This is a genomic window from Roseateles sp. FW305-36 (genome assembly GCF_058787015.1).
Map to the genome: position 1 here is coordinate 169,457 of NZ_JBYSZK010000003.1, position 18,905 is coordinate 188,361.

15 protein-coding genes and 1 tRNA gene are annotated in these 18,905 nt (G+C 68.0%); 4 read left to right on the forward strand and 12 right to left on the reverse strand.

The window, feature by feature from the left end:
- Position 1: 1 nt before the first annotated feature.
- Complete coding sequence (locus AC3WOE_RS07510) at positions 2–1,030, forward strand: CaiB/BaiF CoA transferase family protein (protein ID WP_492689417.1); 1,029 nt, start codon at positions 2–4, stop codon at positions 1,028–1,030.
- Positions 1,031–1,098: 68 nt separating this feature from the next.
- On the opposite strand, the gene AC3WOE_RS07515 is transcribed toward AC3WOE_RS07510, so the two are convergent.
- Positions 1,099–4,203 (reverse strand): S8 family peptidase, encoded by a 3,105-nt coding sequence (locus AC3WOE_RS07515; protein ID WP_492689418.1) that lies wholly within the window; start codon positions 4,201–4,203, stop codon positions 1,099–1,101.
- 147 nt (positions 4,204–4,350) lie between these two features.
- Complete coding sequence (locus AC3WOE_RS07520) at positions 4,351–4,893, reverse strand: DUF642 domain-containing protein (RefSeq protein ID WP_492689419.1); 543 nt, start codon at positions 4,891–4,893, stop codon at positions 4,351–4,353.
- Positions 4,894–4,942: 49 nt separating this feature from the next.
- On the opposite strand from AC3WOE_RS07520, the gene AC3WOE_RS07525 reads away from it, so the two are divergent.
- A complete protein-coding gene (locus AC3WOE_RS07525; RefSeq protein ID WP_492689420.1) occupies positions 4,943–5,113 on the forward strand; it encodes a hypothetical protein in 171 nt (56 codons plus the stop codon).
- Between the two features lie 220 nt (positions 5,114–5,333).
- Here AC3WOE_RS07525 and AC3WOE_RS07530 read toward each other — a convergent pair.
- The 6 genes from AC3WOE_RS07530 to AC3WOE_RS07555 all read right to left on the reverse strand — a co-directional run bounded on the left by AC3WOE_RS07530 (position 5,334) and on the right by AC3WOE_RS07555 (position 10,395).
- Positions 5,334–5,410 (reverse strand) — tRNA-Arg (locus tag AC3WOE_RS07530).
- Positions 5,411–5,491: 81 nt separating this feature from the next.
- Positions 5,492–6,739 (reverse strand): heme biosynthesis HemY N-terminal domain-containing protein, encoded by a 1,248-nt coding sequence (locus AC3WOE_RS07535; RefSeq protein ID WP_492689421.1) that lies wholly within the window; start codon positions 6,737–6,739, stop codon positions 5,492–5,494.
- 13 nt (positions 6,740–6,752) lie between these two features.
- Positions 6,753–7,889 (reverse strand): uroporphyrinogen-III C-methyltransferase, encoded by a 1,137-nt coding sequence (locus AC3WOE_RS07540; RefSeq protein ID WP_492689422.1) that lies wholly within the window; start codon positions 7,887–7,889, stop codon positions 6,753–6,755.
- 16 nt (positions 7,890–7,905) lie between these two features.
- The gene (locus AC3WOE_RS07545; RefSeq protein WP_492689423.1) at positions 7,906–8,646 is read right to left on the reverse strand and encodes a uroporphyrinogen-III synthase; all 741 of its coding nucleotides are present in this window, start codon (positions 8,644–8,646) and stop codon (positions 7,906–7,908) included.
- On the reverse strand, positions 8,643–9,569 hold the full coding sequence (gene hemC, locus AC3WOE_RS07550; protein WP_492689424.1) for a hydroxymethylbilane synthase: 927 nt from the start codon (positions 9,567–9,569) through the stop codon (positions 8,643–8,645). Before hemC ends, AC3WOE_RS07545 begins: the two co-directional genes overlap by 4 nt.
- A gap of 7 nt (positions 9,570–9,576) precedes the next feature.
- The gene (locus AC3WOE_RS07555) at positions 9,577–10,395 is read right to left on the reverse strand and encodes an AraC family transcriptional regulator (protein ID WP_492689425.1); all 819 of its coding nucleotides are present in this window, start codon (positions 10,393–10,395) and stop codon (positions 9,577–9,579) included.
- Between the two features lie 71 nt (positions 10,396–10,466).
- Between AC3WOE_RS07555 and AC3WOE_RS07560 the strand changes: the two genes are divergently transcribed.
- Together AC3WOE_RS07560 and AC3WOE_RS07565 are read left to right on the forward strand one after the other, a co-directional pair.
- On the forward strand, positions 10,467–11,093 hold the full coding sequence (locus tag AC3WOE_RS07560; RefSeq protein WP_492689426.1) for a glutathione S-transferase family protein: 627 nt from the start codon (positions 10,467–10,469) through the stop codon (positions 11,091–11,093).
- Positions 11,094–11,134: 41 nt separating this feature from the next.
- Complete coding sequence (locus tag AC3WOE_RS07565; RefSeq protein ID WP_492689427.1) at positions 11,135–11,443, forward strand: antibiotic biosynthesis monooxygenase family protein; 309 nt, start codon at positions 11,135–11,137, stop codon at positions 11,441–11,443.
- On the opposite strand, the gene AC3WOE_RS07570 is transcribed toward AC3WOE_RS07565, so the two are convergent.
- The 4 genes from AC3WOE_RS07570 to AC3WOE_RS07585 form a co-directional block, all read right to left on the reverse strand.
- Positions 11,424–13,667 (reverse strand): DUF6445 family protein, encoded by a 2,244-nt coding sequence (locus AC3WOE_RS07570; RefSeq protein WP_492689428.1) that lies wholly within the window; start codon positions 13,665–13,667, stop codon positions 11,424–11,426. The two genes, AC3WOE_RS07565 and AC3WOE_RS07570, sit on opposite strands and share 20 nt — an antisense overlap.
- On the reverse strand, positions 13,664–14,659 hold the full coding sequence (locus tag AC3WOE_RS07575) for a cupin-like domain-containing protein (RefSeq protein ID WP_492689429.1): 996 nt from the start codon (positions 14,657–14,659) through the stop codon (positions 13,664–13,666). The genes AC3WOE_RS07570 and AC3WOE_RS07575 overlap by 4 nt, the downstream gene beginning before the upstream one ends.
- A gap of 4 nt (positions 14,660–14,663) precedes the next feature.
- Positions 14,664–15,359, reverse strand: coding sequence for a SapC family protein (locus tag AC3WOE_RS07580; RefSeq protein WP_492689430.1), 696 nt, complete (start codon positions 15,357–15,359; stop codon positions 14,664–14,666).
- A 166-nt stretch (positions 15,360–15,525) separates the two neighbouring features.
- A complete protein-coding gene (locus tag AC3WOE_RS07585; protein WP_492689431.1) occupies positions 15,526–18,597 on the reverse strand; it encodes a TonB-dependent receptor in 3,072 nt (1,023 codons plus the stop codon).
- Positions 18,598–18,905 lie beyond the last annotated feature (308 nt).

Below are 18,905 nucleotides of genomic sequence, written 5' to 3' on the forward strand. Positions count from 1 at the left end.
GATGCAAGCGCCCTCTACTGCCGGCCCGCTCACCGGGCTCAAAGTCATCGAAATGGCCGGCATCGGCCCCTGCCCGCTGGCGGGCATGCTGCTGGCCGACCATGGGGCCGACGTCCTCGTCATCGAGCGCCCCGGTGGCCAGGTGCTGGACACCGGCACGGGCCTGGACCGCGGCAAGCGGCGCACCTGCCTGGACCTGAAGACGGCCGAGGGCCTGGCCGAGGCGCGCCGCCTCATCGAAGGCGCCGACGCGCTGATCGAGGGCTTTCGACCCGGTGTCATGGAGCGCCTGGGCCTCGGGCCCGAGGTCTTCACGACCACCAACCCGCGCCTCGTCTACGGCCGCGTGACGGGTTGGGGCCAGACCGGCCCGCTGGCCCAGGCCGCCGGCCATGACATCAACTACGTCGCGCTGACCGGCGTGCTGTCGACGGCCACACGCGCCGGCGTGGCACCCAGCATCCCGGTCACGATGATCGGCGACATGGGCGGCGGCGCGATGTTCCTGGCCTTCGGCCTGATGGCCGCGCTGTGGGAAGCCCAGCGCAGCGGCCGCGGCCAGGTCGTCGACGCGGCGATGGTGGACGGCGTGGGCCTGCTGTCCAGCCTGATGCACTCCCTGCGCGCGGCGGGCCGCTGGAGCGAGGACCCAGCGCAGAACTTCTTCCTGCACAGTTCGCCCTTCTACGACTGTTTCGAATGCGCCGACGGCCGCTTCGTGTCCCTGGGTGCGCTGGAGCCGCAGTTCTACGCCGAACTGCTGCAGCGGCTGGAGCTGATGGATGTCGACCCCAAGGCGCAGCAGGACCGCAGCCAGTGGCCGGCGCTGCGCGCTCGCGTGGCTGCCCGCATCCGCGAGAAGACACGCGACGAATGGTCGGCCCTGCTGGAAGGCACCAACGTCTGCTTCGCCCCCGTGCTGACACTGGCCGAGGCGCCGCTGCATCCGCATGCGCAAGCCCGCGGAAGTTTTGTCCGGTCCGGCGACGGCCACTGGCAACCCGCCGCCGCGCCCCGCTTCAGGCGTTGACGACCCGAAAGAGAAACGCCCCGGAGCGAACTCCGGGGCGCTTGCACTGAAGTGCGCTCAGCCCGTGCTCAGTTCAAGGGCAGCAACTTGGCCTGGGCCGCGCCGGAGACGTTGTCCGGCATGTGGACCATGACGCCGAGCGCCGGCGTGAGGGCCAGCTCGGAGGCGTTGATGGAGTAGCCCATCGAGCCCGCGCCATTCGGACTCACGATCGGCGACCCGCCGTTCGAGAAGGCCGGGGTGAACGCGTTGTAGCTGCCCGTGCCAGGCATCGCCGCGCCGCTGCCATCGGTACCGAAATAGAAGGCCCGGTACTTGATGCGCGGCTGGGCCGCCGTCAGGCCCAGGGCGGCGCGCGTCACGGGAATCTGGAACGTCGAGTTGTCCGTCGGCTGCGTCACCGTGAACAGGAGGGTGCCCCCGCCGTTGATGTTGCAGTTGGCATCGGTGGGGAAGACCGCCGTCGCATACGTTCCCTTGGAGAGGGTCGAGCTGAGCAGGTTGGCCTGGATGCCGATCAGGATCTTGTTCGGCGTGAAGCCTGCGCCGCCACTGGTGTCGATGCAGATGTCGACCTCCTGGCGGGCCAGAGTCGTCGACGTGCGGTTGTGCGTGTTGATGCCGAAGATGAGGTTGGTGCCCGATGCCCGCACCCCCACGGCCCGCACATCGTTCTGCTGGACGCCCTGAGGCGTCGGCTGGTACTGGCCCAGCGTGTAGACGACCGGAAAGCCCGAGATCTGGCCGCCGGCATTGGTGAAGTCCAGGGTGCTGGCCGACATCGTGACGTCCATGTTCGACCGGCTGTGACCCACCATGTAGAACGGCACCGACAACTTGACGTTGCCGTTCATGCGAGCGTTGGCAGGCGTCAGTTGCAGATAGCCGCTCACGTCCTGGAAGCTGGTGCCGCCGCCCATGGAATTGGCCGGCACGTCCAGGCGAACCGGGACGATGGCATCGCTGTTGGCGTTGACGATGACCGATGCCGGCGCGGTGAGCACGGCGCCGGCCGGGCCCGAGGACTTGACCGACGTGATGTTGAACTGCACCGCCTTGGTCGCCGCGTTGTGCACGGTGACGTTCTTCGTGACGCTGAAGTCGGCCAGCAGGTCGGCAAAGCCGAAGCCGACGCTCTCGTTGGGCATGCGCACGACGGCCTGGGTCGAGGTCGCGGCTTGCGCCTGCGCCAGGCCGCCGCCCTCGTTGCGCTGCAACAGATCCTGCATCAGGGCTGGCGCCGCCGTTTGCACGACAGCGGCGCGGAGGTCGGGCTGCGACCAGCCCGGGTGGGCCTGCTTGGTCAGCGCGGCCACGCCGGCGACCAGGGGCGTCGCCATCGAGGTGCCGGACAGGATCTGGAAGCCGTTGCCGGTGCCGGAGGCCACCGACACCACCGAGACGCCGGGGGCGGTCACGCTGGGGCGCAGTTCGCTGTCGCCGATGCGAGGTCCTTGCGACGAGAAGCTGGCGATCCTCTCGAAGCCGGCGTTCGGGTTGACGCCCGTGTTCGTCGCGGTCGCGGACGCGACGGCGGGGCCACCCGTGGGGCCGGAGACCTTGGCCGCATCGGCCTGCGCGATGCCGAAGAACGGGATGGTCACGGGCTCGTAGACGTTGCCCGAGCCGGGGTCGGCCGCGCCGCCAGGGATTGGGCCTTCATAGGGCGGCAGACCTGCCGCACTGTTGATCATCGCGGCAGCCGCGGCGCCGAAATGCTGGGCGGCGCCAGCGCGGTAGACGCGCGCGCAGGTGCCCCGCAAGGTGACGACCATCTTGCCCGCCAGGCTGACGCCCGTCTTGGCCGGGTCGTACTCGTCGGGGTTGCAGCCCAGCGAGACCGTGCCGTCAGGGTTGCGCAGCACGCGCACCGGGTAGTTCGCGCCGCTGACGTAGGTACCAGCATTGGCGTTGATCACCGAAATATTGGTGCCGCCGCTGAGGGCCAGTTGCGCCGTCGGGACGCCGGGCAGCGCATCCGTTGCCGCCACCGAGATGGCGCCGTTGTAGACAGCAGGCGCGCTCGTGATGTAGGGGACGGGCCCGGAGTTGCCGGAGGCCGCGACGACCACGATACCCGCAGCGGTCGCATCGGCCACGGCCTGAGCCTCAGCCAGGCTGCCGGAGTCGCCATTGCCGGCGTTGCCGAAGTCGGAGCCCAGCGACATGCTGATCACGTCCACGCCCTGGGCCACCGCCCAGTCGATGGCCTCGGCCACCACGTTGGTGCTGCCGTTGCAGCCGAACACGCGGGCAAAGTACAGGTCGGCCTTGGGCGCCATGCCGGGGCCGATGAGGAAGCTGTTCGAGGCGTAGGTCGTAGCGTTGTAGGCGCCGTGGTAGGTCTGGCCGTTGGCCAGCACGCCGAAGCCCGTGGCCGTGCCGGCCACGTGGCTGCCGTGGCCCACCGTGTTGCCTTCGTTGGAGCGGCAGTCCAGGGGGTTGGGATCGGGCTGCGGCGCGTTGCTGCCGGTGTAGGCGTCGCCAACGAAGTCCCAGCCGCCCTTGACCTTGGGCGCCGCGGGGCCGACGAGGGACGGGTCCGGCGCCGCCGTGGCTGTCGCGCGGGCCGTGTTGTAGGCCGCTACGGTGCCCGGGCCGCCGAAGGTCGCATGGGTGTAGTCGACGCCGGTGTCGAGGATGGCGATCTTCACGCCCTGGCCCTGGAAGTTGCCCAAGGTCGATGCCCAGGCAGCGGGCCCGCCGCTGAGCTGCACTTCGTTGGTGTTCAGCCGCACATAGGTGCCGACCACCTTGACGTCCGCGACGCCCGGCAGCCGCTTCAACGCGGCGATGCGGTTCGCCGGAATCTGGACCTTGATGCCGTTGAGGGCGTGCTGCAGGCGGGCCGTCACCTTGCCGCCCAGGCGCTCGATGTGCGGCCCGACGCTGTCCTGATCGGCCCGGCGCGCGGCGGCGACGGATTCACGCTCGCTTCGCTCCATGCGCCGGCCGAGCTTGCGTTCCATCCTGACGACGGAGTCGCCGGAGAGGATGACCATCACGTGGGTCATGCGCGTCTCGTTGAGACGCGCCACAAAGGCCGGGTCGATGGTGGCATCGCCCCCCACCGCTTGAAAACTGTCCTGGGCCATGGCCTGGGCGCCGAACGTGGAACCCAGGATGGCAACGGCGGCGCTGATGGCCGACCTGCGAATAACGCTTCTAGACATTTCTCGCTCCTGTTGGCCGTGGGATGCCCCACGGGCTTCCATATCACCGAGCAGCGTGGCGCTGCAGCCTGCTGCGACTCGCCTGGTGGGAGCAACAGCACCAAAAGCAAAGCCGGGCGCTGGGCCCGGCATCCGTCCTCAAACTCTTCAGGCGCTGGTGTCAGCCTGAATGCGGCGCCGTCCGGCGACCAGGCCAGCCAGGCCCGCCGCAGCCAGCAAGGCGATGCTGCCCGGCTCGGGCAGGGTGACGGCGACCGAATCCAGGTCCCAGTAGGCAGGAACCTGGCTGAAATTGAAGGTCAGATTGGTCGACGCAGCCGCCGCAATGAAGGTGAACTCGTACAGGGCATAGCCGAAGGCCGACACGTCGGTCAGGCTCATCAGGGCACCGGAGCCGACGTCCACGCTGAAGGCGTTCGGCGAATCGGAATTGCCGGCGATATCAGCTTCCGCCGCCAGCCAGAACGACAGCTTGTAGTTGGAGCCCGCGACGGTCGACAGCGCTTGGCTGATGGAACTGCTGGAACCGCCGAAGTAGGCGGATTGAAGGCCCGCCTGCACGGTCAGCACGGTGGCATCGCCGACTCCGTCCCACTGCGGATCCGTCACTGCCGTCCAACCGGAGAAGTCCCCCGTTTCGAAGCCGCCGTTGGTCACCAGATCGGCGTGCGCCGCTCCGGTGGCGAACAAGGCGGCCGCGGCCCAACTGCTGGCAAGACATCTTGTTGTTCGAGACGACATGATCGACCTTTCCCAAGAGGAGTTTGGCTGGAGTGCATGCGTGCCCGCGCAGCGCGACACGCTCTGCGTAACGTCGAAAGCAAGCTTCCGATTCACCATCCGTAGCAAAAAATGCGCCGCACGGCGATTGATTCGTGAAATCAAGCACTTGCCCGAGACTTCGAGATGAAGTAACCCGTCTGATGTAAGGGCCCTCGACAGCGGGTCTACCCGGAGGCGGCGTCGAAAGGGGAAGCAGGTTGCTAGAGCAACCATCGAGCGCAGTCGGCGTGTCGGTCGCGGGGGACTGAACGGCGTGGCTGGTGCTGCAGCCCGCGCAATCAGAGGCCGGAAAAGGAAAACGGGTTAGCGCCTTGCGGTGCTAACCCGTTGATTCGTCTTCTTATTATTGGTGCGGCTGGCAGGATTCGAACCCACGACCCCTTGGTTCGTAGCCAAGTACTCTATCCAACTGAGCTACAGCCGCTGAAGCCTCACAGTATAGCCAGATTTTTGGACCCTCGACAAGACTTCGACAGTTTTTTCGAAAAAGTTTCGCCAGGCCCTCTCAGGGCAGGCGCGCGGCGGCTTCGAAGCAGCGAGCGCGGCGGCCGTCGTCACCCTCCTGTTCGGCCAGCGCCGCCAGGGCCAACCAGCTGCGGCGGCGCGCCGGGCCGGACATCGTCACGTCGTCGGCGGCCGCTTCAAGCATCAGCCGCGCCTTGCCCCAGAGCTGGCGCTCGGCCAGCGCATGCCCCAGGGCATAGGCCAGGGCGCGCTCGCGCGGGAAGCGCGACTGGGCGGATTCGAGGCGTTGCAGCCAGTCCGGGCCGCAGCCGGCGAGCACGGGCACCAGCGCGTTGGCGAGGGCGGCGCGGTCATCGGACTGCAATTCACCCAGATCGTCGAAGAAGGGGCGCAGCCAGCCGCGGCCATCGTCGGGCGCTCCGAGCTGACCGGCACATTGAGCGGCACGGGCAGCGACCAGGGGATCCCGGCGGTCCGCCGGGTCGAGCTGCTGCCAGACCGAACGCAACTGGTCGACGTCGCGCGCGCCATCCAGGGCCTCGAAGGCCAGCGAGCGCAGCAGGCTCTGGGCGGCGGCCTTGGAGAAGGCCTGATGCTTGGCGAGCAGCCGGGCCGTGCGCAGCGCGTCCAGCGGCTGGCGGGCCAGGCGCGAGGCCTGCAGGCGCAGGCGCAGGGCCTGGGTGCGGCGCGCCACGCCCGGTGCCAGTTCGCCCAGCACGCTGAGGGCGCGCGTGGCATCGCGGTCATCCAGGGCCCATTCGGCGGCGAGCAGGCGGGCGCCGTCTTCCTGGGCACGGGCACCGCCAGTGCGATGCGCCAGGTCCAACGCACGGGCCAGTTGCTCATCGCGGTGGCGGCGGTCCTGCAGGCGGTGGGCGCTGGCCGCGGCCAGCAGATGGGCCAGGGCCATGAAGGATTGGTCGGCCGCCAGTTCGGGCGTGGCGGACTGGATGTTGAGCGCCTTCTGCGCCGCCTTCTGCGCACGGCTGAAGCGGGCGCCGAAGAGTTCGACCAGGGCCTCGCGCAGGGCCAGCTGGGCGCTGCGCTCGCGTTGGGCCAGCCGCCATTCACGCGCGCGCTTGGGCAGGGTGGTCAGCGCCTCGATGGCCTGAATGGCCGTGACCAGCGCGAAGCAGCTGGCCACCAGCAGCAGCAGGAAGAGATTCAGCGAGATGTCGATGCGCCAGCCCGCCCAGTAGAAGCTGGCGAGACCGTCGTTGCTACCCAGGGTCAGGGCCGCAACGACCGCCACGACGAAGAGCAGGACCAGCCAGATGACGAGACGCATGATCAGCGCCCCTTCACCGGCCGGCCGCGGCGGCGGTCAGCGCGGCCAGCGTGTCGTCCGGCCGCGGCACGCTGACCTGGCGCGCCTGGCCGGCCACCTGGCGCAGCAGCTCGGCCACGCTCGCCACCTTGCGCGAGCGGGTGTCGAAGTAGCGGTTCAGCATCTCCTGGCTGTCGCGCAGGTCGGACTGGGCCGTGTCGAACTGGCGGCTCAGCAGCGCGAGGCGGGCGTTGAGCAGGCGCAGCTTGAGGTTCTCGCGCAGGAAAAAACTCTGGTCGGGCGAGATCAGGGCCGACTCGGGGTGGTCGATGCGGGTGACGCGCAGCAGCGTGCGCGCTTCGCCCCAGACCAGGCCGGTCCAGCTCGACAGCTGCTGGCTGGCCTGCCACCACCACAGGGCGAGCTTGCCATCGGCAGCCGCGGCGGCCTGCTCGCGCTGCAGGCGGGCGACGCGTTCACGCTCCTTGGCGGCCTCGCCATTGCGGTCGTCGCGCACCTTGGGCGCGGCCTCGTTGCCCGACACCAGCGGCAGCTCGTCGGCCATGCGCACGACCTCGTCCAGCTTGATGGTCAGCGTCGACACATCGACGACGGCGACCGCCTTGACGCGATCCAGGTCACGCGCGACGGCGCGGCGCACCCCTTCCATGCGCGGCTGCTTGTAGCGCAGCAGGCGCTCGTCGGCCTGCTTCAGCGTGGCCACCAGGGGCTCGGCGCTGCCGGTGATCTGGGTCTGTTGCAGGGCCACGCGGATGGCGGCCTCGATGTCGCCGACGACATTCTCGTCACGCGAGCGCGACATGGACTGGATCAAGTCCTCCAACTGGCCGCGCTGCAGGGCCACTTCGGCCAGGCGGGCGTCCAGCAGCGAGACCTTGGCGGCGGTGTCACGCACCAGTTCGGCCGACTGCTTGGCCGCCAGGCGGGCCTCGGTGGCCTGGGCCTGGCTGGCCTCCTGGCGGCGCACCAGTTCCTGCTCCAGCGACTGCTGGCGCGACAGGCTCTGCCAGGCCAGCACCACGCAGAGCAGGACGGCGGCGCCCAGCAGGGCCAGCAGCCAGGGCAGCCAGACCGGCAATACGGCGGGGGCGGAAGGGGGCGGCGGGGCGAGGGGCTCGGCCGCGGGAACAGCAGGAATCGGCTCGGTCACAGTGCGCCAGATTCTGTCAGAGGCCTTTCAGGGCCTGAGTCACCGCTTCAGGGGCCGGTCGCGCCAAAACCACAGGATCAAAACCGGCCACGCGGGCGGCCTCGGCGATGCGGGGATGCGTGGCAATGGCGCGCTGGCCGGCCAGACCCTGGCCCTGCAGATGGCCGACGGCCTCGGCACTGCTGAACAGCCACACATAGCCTGTGGGCTCTGCGCGGATGCTGTCCAGCATGGCCTGCTCGGCGGCGTCGAAGCGGGGGCCGGCGCGGTGATAGGTCGTTACGGCCTCGACGTGGGCGCCCTCCTCCACCAGGCGTTCGGCCAACCATTCCCGGCCGCCGTCGCCGCGCAGCAGCAGCACGCGGGCACCGGCCCAATCGCGCCGCGGTGACAGTTGTTGCCAGAGGTGTTCGGAGTCCAGGCTGGCCGCATCGGCCGCCGGCTGGACGACCTGGGCGACCGGCACGCCACGCTCGATCAGGGCCTGGGCGCTGCCCGGGCCGACGCACGCTGCCAGCGTACCGGCCGGCCATGGGCGGTCGGCATGCTGGAAGAACTGCTCGACGGCATTGGGGCTGACAAAGACCGCCAGGTCCACCTCGCTCAGGCCAGCCCAGGCGGCGGCGACCGGCGCCGGATCACGAGCCGGTAGGATCTCGATCAATGGCAGGGCCGCAGCGTCGACACCCAGCTCGGCCAGGCGCGCCAGCCAGGCCGCGCACTGCGGCCGGGGGCGCGTGACGATCAACGTCGTCATCCAGGCAGGTAGGAACCGGCACCGAGCTCGCGCATACGGCCGGCGACCTGCTGGCCCAGGGCGCGGGCGGAGGCGACGTCGGTCACGTCGCCCGTGACACTGGCGCGCAACAGCGGCGAGGTGTGGGCTTCGGCATGGCCCAGGGCCGCGTCCAGGCGCAGCATGCTGCCCTGCCAACGCGCATGGGCCGCCAGCGGCAGGCTGCAACTGCCGCCCAGGGCTCGCGACACGGCGCGCTCGGCCTCGCAGGCCAGCAGGGTCGGCTTGTGGATGAGCCTGGCCAGCGCTTCGGCCAGTGCCGCGTCGTCGGCGCGGATCTCCAGGCCCAGCGCGCCCTGCCCTGCACACGGCAACATCTCGTCGACCTCGAACAGCCGGCGCACGCGCTGGGCCAGGCCCAGGCGCTTGAGGCCGGCGGCGGCCAGCACGATGGCGTGATAGCCGCCCTCGTCGAGCCTGCGCAAGCGGGTGTCGAGGTTGCCGCGCAAGGGCTCCACGCGCAGGTCGGGCCGGATGCTGAGCAGCTGGGTCACGCGGCGCAGGCTGGAGCTGCCGACGACGGCCCCCTCGGGCAGTTCCGCCAGCGAGGCGTAGTCGTTGGAGACGAAGGCGTCGCGCGGGTCCTCGCGCTCGAGCACCGCGGCCAGGGTGAAGCCCTCGGGGAGCTCCATCGGCACGTCCTTCAGCGAATGCACGGCGAGCTGGGCACGGTCTTCGGCGAGGGCCGTCTCCAGCTCCTTCACGAACAGCCCCTTGCCGCCGATCTTGGACAGGGTGCGGTCGAGGATCTGGTCGCCGCGGGTGGTCATGCCGAGCAGCGCGGCGGTGATGCCGAGTTCTTCGGACAGGCGGGCCTGCACATGCTCGGCCTGCCACAGCGCCAGGCGGCTTTCGCGCGTGGCGATGGTGATGGAGGTGGTCATGCGCGGATTATCGAGGCGGGTTGCGGTAGGCCTGCGGCGGCCGTCCCACCAGGCGGCTGAAGTCGCGCGTCAGATGCGCCTGGTCGTAGTAGCCCAGGCGCTGGGCCAGATCGGCCAGATCCAGCGCTGCGCCGCTGGCGAGCTGGTCGGCCGCCTCGTGCAGGCGGTAGCGGCGGATGACCCATTTGGGACTGACGCCCACATAGTCGCTGAACCAGGCCTGCAAAGCGCGCATGCCGACGCCGGCACGCTCGGCCAGTTCGTCCACGCGCGTCAGCGTCGGGTCGTTCTGGGCCTGGGCCAGCAGCGCGTTGAGCTTATCCACCTTGGGATCGGGCGGGCCGAGCAGCGGGCGCAGCAAGGCTTCGGCCGCGGCGATCATGCCGGCGTCGTCGGGCTGGCTCAGCACGGCGCGCTCGGCCTCGGCGTCGCTCACGGGCAGCACGGCCGACAGCGGCAGGTGGACATCGGTGATGGTGTGCAGCGGCCGGCCGAGCAGGCCGCGAAAGCCGCCCGGGCGAAAGCGCAGGCCCAGGCCACGGTTGGCGCCGGTGAGGCGGTGCTCATAGGAGCCGCTGACGACGCCGAAGACGGCCGTCAGCTCGGCGTCGAAGACGATGTTGACGACCGGATAGGGCAAGGTGCGCTGCACGAAGTCGGGCTGGCCGCGCAGATCCCATTCGACGATCCAGTGGTAGTCCAGCCAGGGCGCCAGGTCGGGCGCGGGCTCGTAGCGCGCGAGGCGGAACGTGCGTTGTGCGATGGCCGGGTCGACGACGCCCTTGGCCCGGCTGGTCACGGTGCGCAAGGGGGTGGTGTCGGTCATGCGTGTTTTTCCAAGACGGCGGCAGGGGCGCCAGCCTACAACGGCGCCTCCTTCATCCCACCCGAAACGCCATGAGCCGCTTCGTCACCCTCTTCCACGCCCCCAACAGCCGCTCCGCCGGCGTGCGCATCCTCATCGAGGAGCTGCAGGCCGAGCATGAGCTGCACACGCTCGACCTCACCCGGCAGCAGCAGCGCGAGCCGGCCTATCTCGCCGTCAATCCGATGGGCAAGGTGCCGGCCCTGCTGCACGACGGCGCGCTCGTCACCGAGCAGGCCGCCGTCTATCAATACCTGGCCGAGCTCTACCCGGAGCAGGGTCTGGTGCCGCCCATCGGCGACCCGCTGCGCGGCGCCTTCCTGCGCTGGATGGTGTTCTACGGCTCCTGCTTCGAGCCGGCGATGACGGACAAGGCCCTCAAGCGCGAGCCCTGCCAGCCGTCGTGGTCGCCCTACGGCGACTTCGACAGCGTCGTGAACCTCGTGCAGAAGCAGCTCGAAACGGGACCCTGGCTGCTGGGCGAGCGCCTGACGGTGGCCGACTTCCTGTGGGGCAACGCCCTGGCCGACATGCTGGCCTTCCAGATGATGCCGGCCACGCCGATCATCGAGGCCTACGCGGCCCGGCTGCGGTCGCGTCCTGCCGCAAAGCGTGCATTGGCCCTGGACGCGGAACTTGCCGCCGCCCAGGCCAGCTGACATCGTTTCAGAATGCGGGCCTGGTCCCGCAGGAGAACTCGATGATCGTGACGGTGTTCCGTTCCCGGCTCAAGGAAGAAGCCCACGCCGACTATTTCGACCTGGCGCCGCAGATGAGCGCATTGGCGCAGACGATGCCGGGCTACGTCTCGCACAAGGTCTTCATGGCCGACGACGGCGAGCGGGTCACCATCGTCGAGTTCGTGGATGAGGCCAGCCAGCGCAACTGGTCGACCAACGTCCTGCATGTGCAGGCCAAGAAGCAAGGCCGCGCCAACTTCTACGCCGAGTACAACATCAAGGTCTGCGAGGTGCTGCGCGAATCGCGCTTCAAGGCCGACGGCTCTTGAAGAAGGCGTTGATGGTGAGGCGGCCCGGACCTTCGCGGTAGGCGGCCGGCGGCGCACGGCCGACGTCGCCGGAGTGAAAGATGCCGCCGTCGTAGAAGATGGCGCGGTTCCATCGGGCGGGCACGCGGCCGATGAGCTCGAAGTAGCGGTTGCTCTCGGTCATATAGCCCGGTGGGATGCCGTATTTGTCGCCGAAGGCGCTGGGGTCCAGCGTGCTGGCGTCATGCCGCAACCGGGCCGTGTCGGCCTCGGACATCAGCGAGCGGAAGAACAGGGTGCCGCCCAGGGCCTCGTCCTGGAACAGATAGTGGACGCAGGCGCCGATCGTCTCGCCGGCCAGCAGGCCCGAGTCGTCGCGATGGCAGATGCGCTGCCGCCCATCCAGCGTGGCGGCGTCCTGCATGACGCGGCTGAAGCGGGCGTACATGCCCAAGGGCGCGCCGGCGCCCAGACGCGCCCGCATCTGCTGATCGAAGAATTCGGCCAGTTCGGCGCAGGCGGCGTCCCACAGGTCCAGCTGCGGGCCCGGATAGGGATGGCCGGGGATGGCCTGGAACTGGCCGGCCATGCCGGCCGCCAGGCCGACCAGGGCTTGCGGGTCCTGCACGAAGTCGTCGATGACCCAGACCTGGGCGCCGCCGTCCAGCGTCACCGCCTCGACGCGCGCCGCGGGGTTGATGCGCAGGGCCGGCCCGGCCAGGACCGGCCTGGCCTTGGCCGCCTCGGGCTGGGAGGCGGGGCAGTACTGGTTGATGAACTGCTGGTGCGTGGGCAGCTTCATCAGGGTGCGCGCCACCTCCTTCCGGATGCCGCCGAGGAAGTCGGCGAGGTTGGCGTTGTCCATATTGCGTGTGATGGGGTGGTGGCTGGCGGGCTGGATGCCCTGCCCCATCATGACCTGCACCCAGGAGTTCTCGGCGAACAGTTCGCCCTGGCGCAGCATGATGCGCGCGGTGTCGCGGAAGTGCTGGATGCGGTGCTTGAGCAGCGGCGGCACGTCCATGTCGCGGCAGCCGCGCCAGAAGGCCGAGTCGTCGCGGTTCGTGACGTGGTAGTGCAGGATGATGAAGTCGCGCACGACCTCGATCGCCTCGCGCGTCTGCAGGTTGTATTCGTCGATGTCGCTCTGGCGCACGCCGTCGGTCGGGAACAGTTCGATGAGGCGGGTCAGGCCCTTCTGGATGAGGTGGATGCTGGTGGATTCGAGCGGCTCCAGGAAACCGCTGGACAGGCCGATGGCGACGCAGTTCTTCTTCCAGACCTGCTCGCGCTGGCCCGGCGTGAAGCGGATGACGCGCGGCTCGCGCAGCACTTCGCCCTGCACATTGGCCAGCAGCGCGGCCTTGGCCTCGTCGTCGCTGACGTGCTTGCTGCTGAACACGACGCCGTTGCCGACGCGGTGCTGCAGCGGAATGCGCCACTGCCAGCCCCAGGGGTGGGCGATGGAGCGGGTGTAGGGCACGGGCTCGCCGACGGAGCTCGTCTGCACGGCCAGCGCGCTGTCGCAGGGCAGCCAGTGCGACCAGCTCTCGTAGGGCGCGCCCAGGGTCTCGCCGATGAGCAGAGCCCGCATGCCGGTGCAGTCGATGAAGAAGTCGCCTTCGACGAGCGGGCCGCCGGCGAGCTGCAGGCCGGTGATGAAGCCGCTCTCGGCATCGGTGTGGACCTGGGCGATCTTGCCTTCGATGCGCTGCACGCCCAGGGCCTCGGAGAAGCGGCGCAGGTACTGGCCGTACAGCGTCGCGTCGAAGTGATAGGCGTAGTTGACGCCGTTGTCGGGCAGCGTGGCGAAGCGGTTCTCCATCGCCGCGCGCAGTTCCAGGCAGTAGTCGCCGTAGTCGCTGGCCAGGCCGCGCTGGCGACCCTCCAGCCAGAAGTGGTGGAAGCCGGCCGTCCAGTGGCCCCGGCCGGTCTTGCCGAAGGAGTGGAAGTAGTTCTCGCCGACATTGCGCCAGCCCTCGAAGCTGATGCCGAGCTTGAAGGTGGCCTGGGTGGCGCGGATGAACTCTTGTTCGTCCAGGTCCAGGATCTCGTGCAGCAGATGCAGTGTCGGGATGGTGGCTTCGCCGACGCCGACGGTGCCGATCTCCTCGGACTCGATGAGGCGGATGTCGACCTGCCTGCCCAGGCATTTGGACAGGCCCGCGGCCACCATCCAGCCGGCGGTCCCGCCACCGGCGATGACGATGCGGCGTATGGGTTGGGGCGTTGAGCTGACGTTCATCGTTTCAATCGGTTGAGCAGCATGGCACGCAGTTGGCGCGCGCTGCTGTCGTTCATCGGTGCAAGCACGCCGCGGGCGGCGGGCGGGATGTGGGCCGCCGTCTGCTCGTCGGCGTCGAAGACGTAGTGGTCGAACAGCGCACGCCACGCGTCGCGCTGGGCCGGCGGCAGGTCGCGCAGCGACAGCAGCGCCAGCATCAGGGTATTGAGCGGCGTGTCCATGAAGGGCGGCGACTGGCGCCACCAGAAATTCACCAGCGCGCTGATGGGCTCCAGCGACTCGACGCCATGCCACCACTGGCTGGGGATGAAGAGGGCGTCGCCGGGCAGCAGCTCGAAGGTCTGCACGTGCTTGAGCGCCTCGGCATAGCGCGGGAAGCGCTCGAGATCCGGCCGCGCATGGTCCACCAGGCTGATGGGCTGGCCGGCCGGTGTCAGGTCGAGGGGGCCGATGTAGAGATTGGCCACCTGCTCGGGCGGGAACAGCGTGAAGCGCCGCCTGCCGGCGACGACGCAGGCGATGTTGTCGGGCAGGTCGAAATGCGCAGCGACCTGCATGCGGTTGCCCAGCCACAGGCTCACGAGCGGGTTGAAACAGGCGAGAGCGGCCAGGTCGTTGGGCTGGTGCATGCCGGGAAAGCAGCGGTCGATGTCGGTCGAGCCGAGGTAGAGGGCGTCGGGCGTGCCGGCCAGCAACTCGTCCAGCAAGGCGCCGAAGCTGTGGGTCTCGTAGCGGAAGTTGAAGCCGTTGAAGTCGGCGTTGTAGAAGAAGCGCCCGGCTATCTCCGGCGCGCCGCGCCACAGGCTCAGGCGCGTCTCGGCGCCGAAGCCGCGCAGGTAGTCGCAGAACGCCGCGTCGGAACGCCGAGCCGCCTGCACCAGCGGCCAGTGCGCCACCAGGCCGCGAAGGAGCACCGGCTGGTTGGCACTGAGTACGTCGGCAGGAATCGCCCCCAGGGCCTGGGCGCCACTCACGTCGTTGCCCTCCAGCATGGTCTCAGGCCTCGCGGGCGAGGTGGCGCTTGATGAGCGTCGTGAAATTGGACAGCGACGCGATCGCCATATAGACGGGCTGAAGGTAGTCGGCCTGATGCAGCAGCCCCACGGTCGCCGCGTCCAGGGCGGCGAGGCGTTCTTCGTGGATGATGTAGAAGCCCACCAGCTGGCCGCGCGAGCCGTCCGGGCGCTCGACGTCCAGCACGAAGGATTCCAGCAGGTCGTACTTCATCAGCGTCTGGATGAAGTCCGTCGTGTTCTGCAGCCCCTCGTGCAGCGTGCGCAGCACGTCGTTGGCGTTCTCGGTGAAGTCGGAGGTGCCGCCATGCGGCATGAACACGGCCTCGCCCTCGGCGCCATGGCTGATGCGCTTGCTGTCCATGTCGACCATCATGCGCAGCTCATCGTCGGCGATGCCGATGGAGAACGGGAGGCGCTGCACGGAGAGCGGCAGATAGTCGGCCTCCCAGCCCTGTTCGCTCAGAAACAGGTTCTCCCCATCCTGCAGGCCGAACAGCACCGCTGGCGCGAAGCCGCCCTGACCGTCAGGCTGGAAGACGATGGGGTAGTGCGCCTGGAGCTTGCGGAACTCGTCCACCGTGACGGGCGCCGACATGATGTCGTCGCCCCATTGCGCGCCGCGCCGGGTGATGACGCGCAGGTCCTTGTGGGTGATGTTGTTGAGCAGTTGCGGCATGGTGTGTGGATGGGCTCGCGACAGGGACGGTGCAACCTGATTGTGGCCGCGCGCCGGCGATAAAACAGGACGGGCCGGACGCGCGTCAAACGCTCGTCCGGCCCGGGGTCAGCCGCCTTGAAGCCCAGCCCGGCGGGGCGGAGCTTCAGGCAGCCTGGCTGATCGCTCAGAAGCGATAGCGGGCACCGATCAGGTAACGGCGGCCGGTCTGCACGTTGGACAAGACTTCACTCTTGCTGCGGCCGTGCTGGCGGATGTAGCCATCGTTCAAGTTCAGCAGGTCGGCCTGCAGGGTCAGGTTCTTGCCGATCTTGTAGCCGATCGATGCGTCGACCTGGCCATAAGGCTCGGTGTACACCGGGTCGTTGGCGCCGCCGTTGGTACGTGCCGCGAGGAACTCACCGCGCCAGTTGTAGGCGCCGCGAATGGACCACTGCTCGTTTTCAAAGAAGCCCACGAGGTTGGCGGAATCGCTGATACCCACCAAACCGGCCTGCGGGCTGTCGCTGGCGCTGTTGTTGTTGAACTTCAGGCCACTCTTGACGGAGGTGTAGTTGCCCGAAACGCCGAAGCCACTGTTGCCGAACATGTGCTGGAAGTTGAACTCCAAGCCCTTGATGGTGTCGCCGGCACCGTTGGACGGGGTCGAGATATCGAACACCAGCGCCTGAGCACCTGGGACAGATCCCAGGATGTCACCCTTCAGGAAGGTCGGATCGCTTGCATCCGTGATCGTGACACCCGGCTTGCCGGCGTAGTTCTGGAAGATGTAGTTGCGCAGCAGCTTGGGCTTGTCGGCGGCAATGCCCGCCGCCCGGGCGGCGTCGTAATACTGGCCGCTGGCGGGCTGGTTCAGGCCCGCGAAGGTCGCCTGGACAACCTTGGTGCTGAAGAAGTCCGTCACCTTCTTGTAGAAGGCGCCAGCTGCCACATAGGACGACTTGGCGTAGTAGTACTCGGCAGACAGGTCGAGGTTCTTGGACTTCAGCGGCTTCAGCGCCGGGTCGCCGGTCGAACCACTACCGTGGATGTTGTAGCGGCCCGAGTTGGCGTTCAGACTGACCCCGCCCTGCATGTCGCCAAAATTGGGGCGACCGATGTTGACACCGTAGCTGGCCCGCACCTTGAGGTCGGACGTCACGTCCATATCCCAGTCGATGCTCGGCAGGAAGTACTTGTAGCTGCCCGTCTTGGTACCAAAGGCGTTGGTGCCGCCGGTCAGAGACACCTCGTTTTCCGCGTACCAATCGGTGCCGGAGTAGGCGGTGACTTGTGAAGACGACTCGATCTTGGTGCGCTCATAGCGCAGGCCAAGCGACAGATTCATCGGCATCGCCGTGTCGAAGGAGTGGTCCCACTGGCCGTAAAGCGAGGTGGACTTCTCGGTGCTACGCCAATCGGTGCCGGCGGAGTAGTCCGGCAACGGCGAGAAGTAGGCCTCTGCCTGTGCCTGGGTCAGCGGAGCGCCGGCACCGAGCGACGTCGGACGGTAGGTTTGGGCGTTCTTGACGGCCTGCGCACGCAGTGCGTCGAAGTCAGGCACGAAGAAGGTCGGGAACTGGCGCGAGTCGCCGCTGCCGGGGATCCGGCCGAAGAAGCTGGACAGGCCGTACTGCGACACGTTCACGTTCTTGAACGAGCCTTGAGGACCGATGCCGCCCCAGTCGCCATGGAAGTTGTTGACGCTGGCCGTACGGTTGTTCAGCTTGGTGAAGCCCAGACCCGCGAGCAGCTTGTCATCAGTGCCCAGGCGGTAGCTTCCGTTGAACTGTGCCTGCTGGACCTTCTGGTCGGACAGGTCGTTCTGGAACTGAGAACCCGTGACGGTGGTCTTGTTGGCGTCATACGCCAGGCCCGGCGAGCTCATGACCGGGAACTTCTGGTCGTAGTACATCGTCGTGTTGCCTTGGTTGAACAGGGCAAGGTCGATGACGGAGTTGCTGCCGTAGGGGCTGTCCGGACGCGTCTTGGAGGTCGACGAGTGAGCGTCGAACTCCAGGTTCAGTGCCTCGCTGACTTTCCACGCCGCATTCACGCCGGTGGAGTTCAGCTTGGTCTTGGTCGCGAACTGGGCGGCATACATCGCGTAGTCGTGCGTGCCGTCCCAGGTGGCGGTCTGGATGAGCGGGTCGGAGACCTGACCCGTCACGCCGAACGTCGTGGGTGGCGCGCCGTTCAACGGGCCCGAGAAGGACGGGCCGAACCAGGCGGAGTTCTCGACGGCTCGCGACTTGACGGTGTTGACGGCGAGCGTGTGGTCCAGCGTGAACTTCAAGTCCTTCGAGGGGGCGAACTGCAAGACGGCCTGACCGTTCAGGCGCTCACGCTCCAGGTCGGTCACCCGATAACGCACGTCATTCGTGTGCGTGACGAAGCCGCTGCTGGGGAAGTTCTTCAGGTTGCTGGCCGGAACACCGTCATACGCGGTGCCTGCAGCGCCGTTCGTGATCGGCTGTGTTTGCCAGCCGTTCCCGGTGAAGGCGTTGTTGGAGCCCGAGTTGCGCTTGGAGTAGCTGCCGTTGATCGCGATGCCGATCGTCCGGTCAGCGAAGGTGTCGCTGTAAATGCCGGAGACTTCCGGCGTGACCTTGGAGCCTTGCAACTCGTCGGGCAGACGGGTGACCGAGGCGTCGTAGTTGGCCTTGATGCCGATGCCGGCAATCCGCTCACGCACGTCCAGCGGGCGACCGGTCTTGACGTTGATGGTGGCGCCGATGCCGCCCGTCGGCGACGAGGCGCGGGCTGTCTTGTAGACCTCCAGCGCGGAAACCGCATCGGAGGACAGATTGGCAAAGTCGAAGGCGCGCGAACCGCCGGACGCCGACGTCGGCATTTGACGCCCGTTCAGCAGCACCATGTTGAAGTCGGGGCCGACGCCACGCACCGTCACCTTGGAGCCTTCGCCGCTGGAGTTGCGGTCGATGGACACGCCGGCGATGCGCTGCATCGATTCGGCCAGGTTGGTGTCGGGGAACTTGCCGATGTCTTCGGCCACGATGCCGTCGACCAGGCCGCGAGCTTCGCGCTTCAAGTTGACAGCGCTGTCAAGGGACTTGCGAATGCCCGTGACGACGACGGTCTCGAGGGTTTGCGACGCCTCCGGCGTCGTGCCGGCTTGCTGGGCCTGGACGGCCGCCGCACCGGTCAACAGCGCGATCGACGAAGCCCAGGCCACCGGCTTGAGTTGCCGTGCGAACTGAGGCTCACGCCGCGTCTTGGAAATCTGAGGGTGTTTCATTTGTCTCCTTACTTGCTTGGCCGGCTCTAGCGCCGATTGATGACGACTTTATGGCCCGCTGATGTCTGCACCTGGTAGCGTTACCAGCACCCCTCAAAAAAAGAGATGCCCCTTGCAGGTGCCTGCGTACTGTACGTTTTGGTCTCCCCAGGACTGCTGGGGTTTACGCGAGTTGATCACGCCGTGTGCGCAATCCACAACACCTGCAAAAACAGCCCTTCCCGGGGTGTCCGGGCCCCGGCTCGTGCGCTGGTGCGCAACCATTCGGGACAGGCCTTGGTAGCGATCTCAGATTTCAAGCCTGAGAC

Coding starts and splice junctions, on each gene's coding strand:
- AC3WOE_RS07510 (WP_492689417.1), top strand. CDS start 2: ATGCAAGCGCCCTCTACTGCCGGCCCGCTCACCGGGCTCAAAGTCATC.
- AC3WOE_RS07515 (WP_492689418.1), bottom strand. CDS start 4,203: ATGTCTAGAAGCGTTATTCGCAGGTCGGCCATCAGCGCCGCCGTTGCC.
- AC3WOE_RS07525 (WP_492689420.1), top strand. CDS start 4,943: ATGATCGACCTTTCCCAAGAGGAGTTTGGCTGGAGTGCATGCGTGCCC.
- AC3WOE_RS07535 (WP_492689421.1), bottom strand. CDS start 6,739: ATGCGTCTCGTCATCTGGCTGGTCCTGCTCTTCGTCGTGGCGGTCGTT.
- AC3WOE_RS07545 (WP_492689423.1), bottom strand. CDS start 8,646: ATGACGACGTTGATCGTCACGCGCCCCCGGCCGCAGTGCGCGGCCTGG.
- hemC (WP_492689424.1), bottom strand. CDS start 9,569: ATGACCACCTCCATCACCATCGCCACGCGCGAAAGCCGCCTGGCGCTG.
- AC3WOE_RS07555 (WP_492689425.1), bottom strand. CDS start 10,395: ATGACCGACACCACCCCCTTGCGCACCGTGACCAGCCGGGCCAAGGGC.
- AC3WOE_RS07560 (WP_492689426.1), top strand. CDS start 10,467: ATGAGCCGCTTCGTCACCCTCTTCCACGCCCCCAACAGCCGCTCCGCC.
- AC3WOE_RS07565 (WP_492689427.1), top strand. CDS start 11,135: ATGATCGTGACGGTGTTCCGTTCCCGGCTCAAGGAAGAAGCCCACGCC.
- AC3WOE_RS07570 (WP_492689428.1), bottom strand. CDS start 13,667: ATGAACGTCAGCTCAACGCCCCAACCCATACGCCGCATCGTCATCGCC.
- AC3WOE_RS07575 (WP_492689429.1), bottom strand. CDS start 14,659: ATGCTGGAGGGCAACGACGTGAGTGGCGCCCAGGCCCTGGGGGCGATT.
- AC3WOE_RS07580 (WP_492689430.1), bottom strand. CDS start 15,359: ATGCCGCAACTGCTCAACAACATCACCCACAAGGACCTGCGCGTCATC.
- AC3WOE_RS07585 (WP_492689431.1), bottom strand. CDS start 18,597: ATGAAACACCCTCAGATTTCCAAGACGCGGCGTGAGCCTCAGTTCGCA.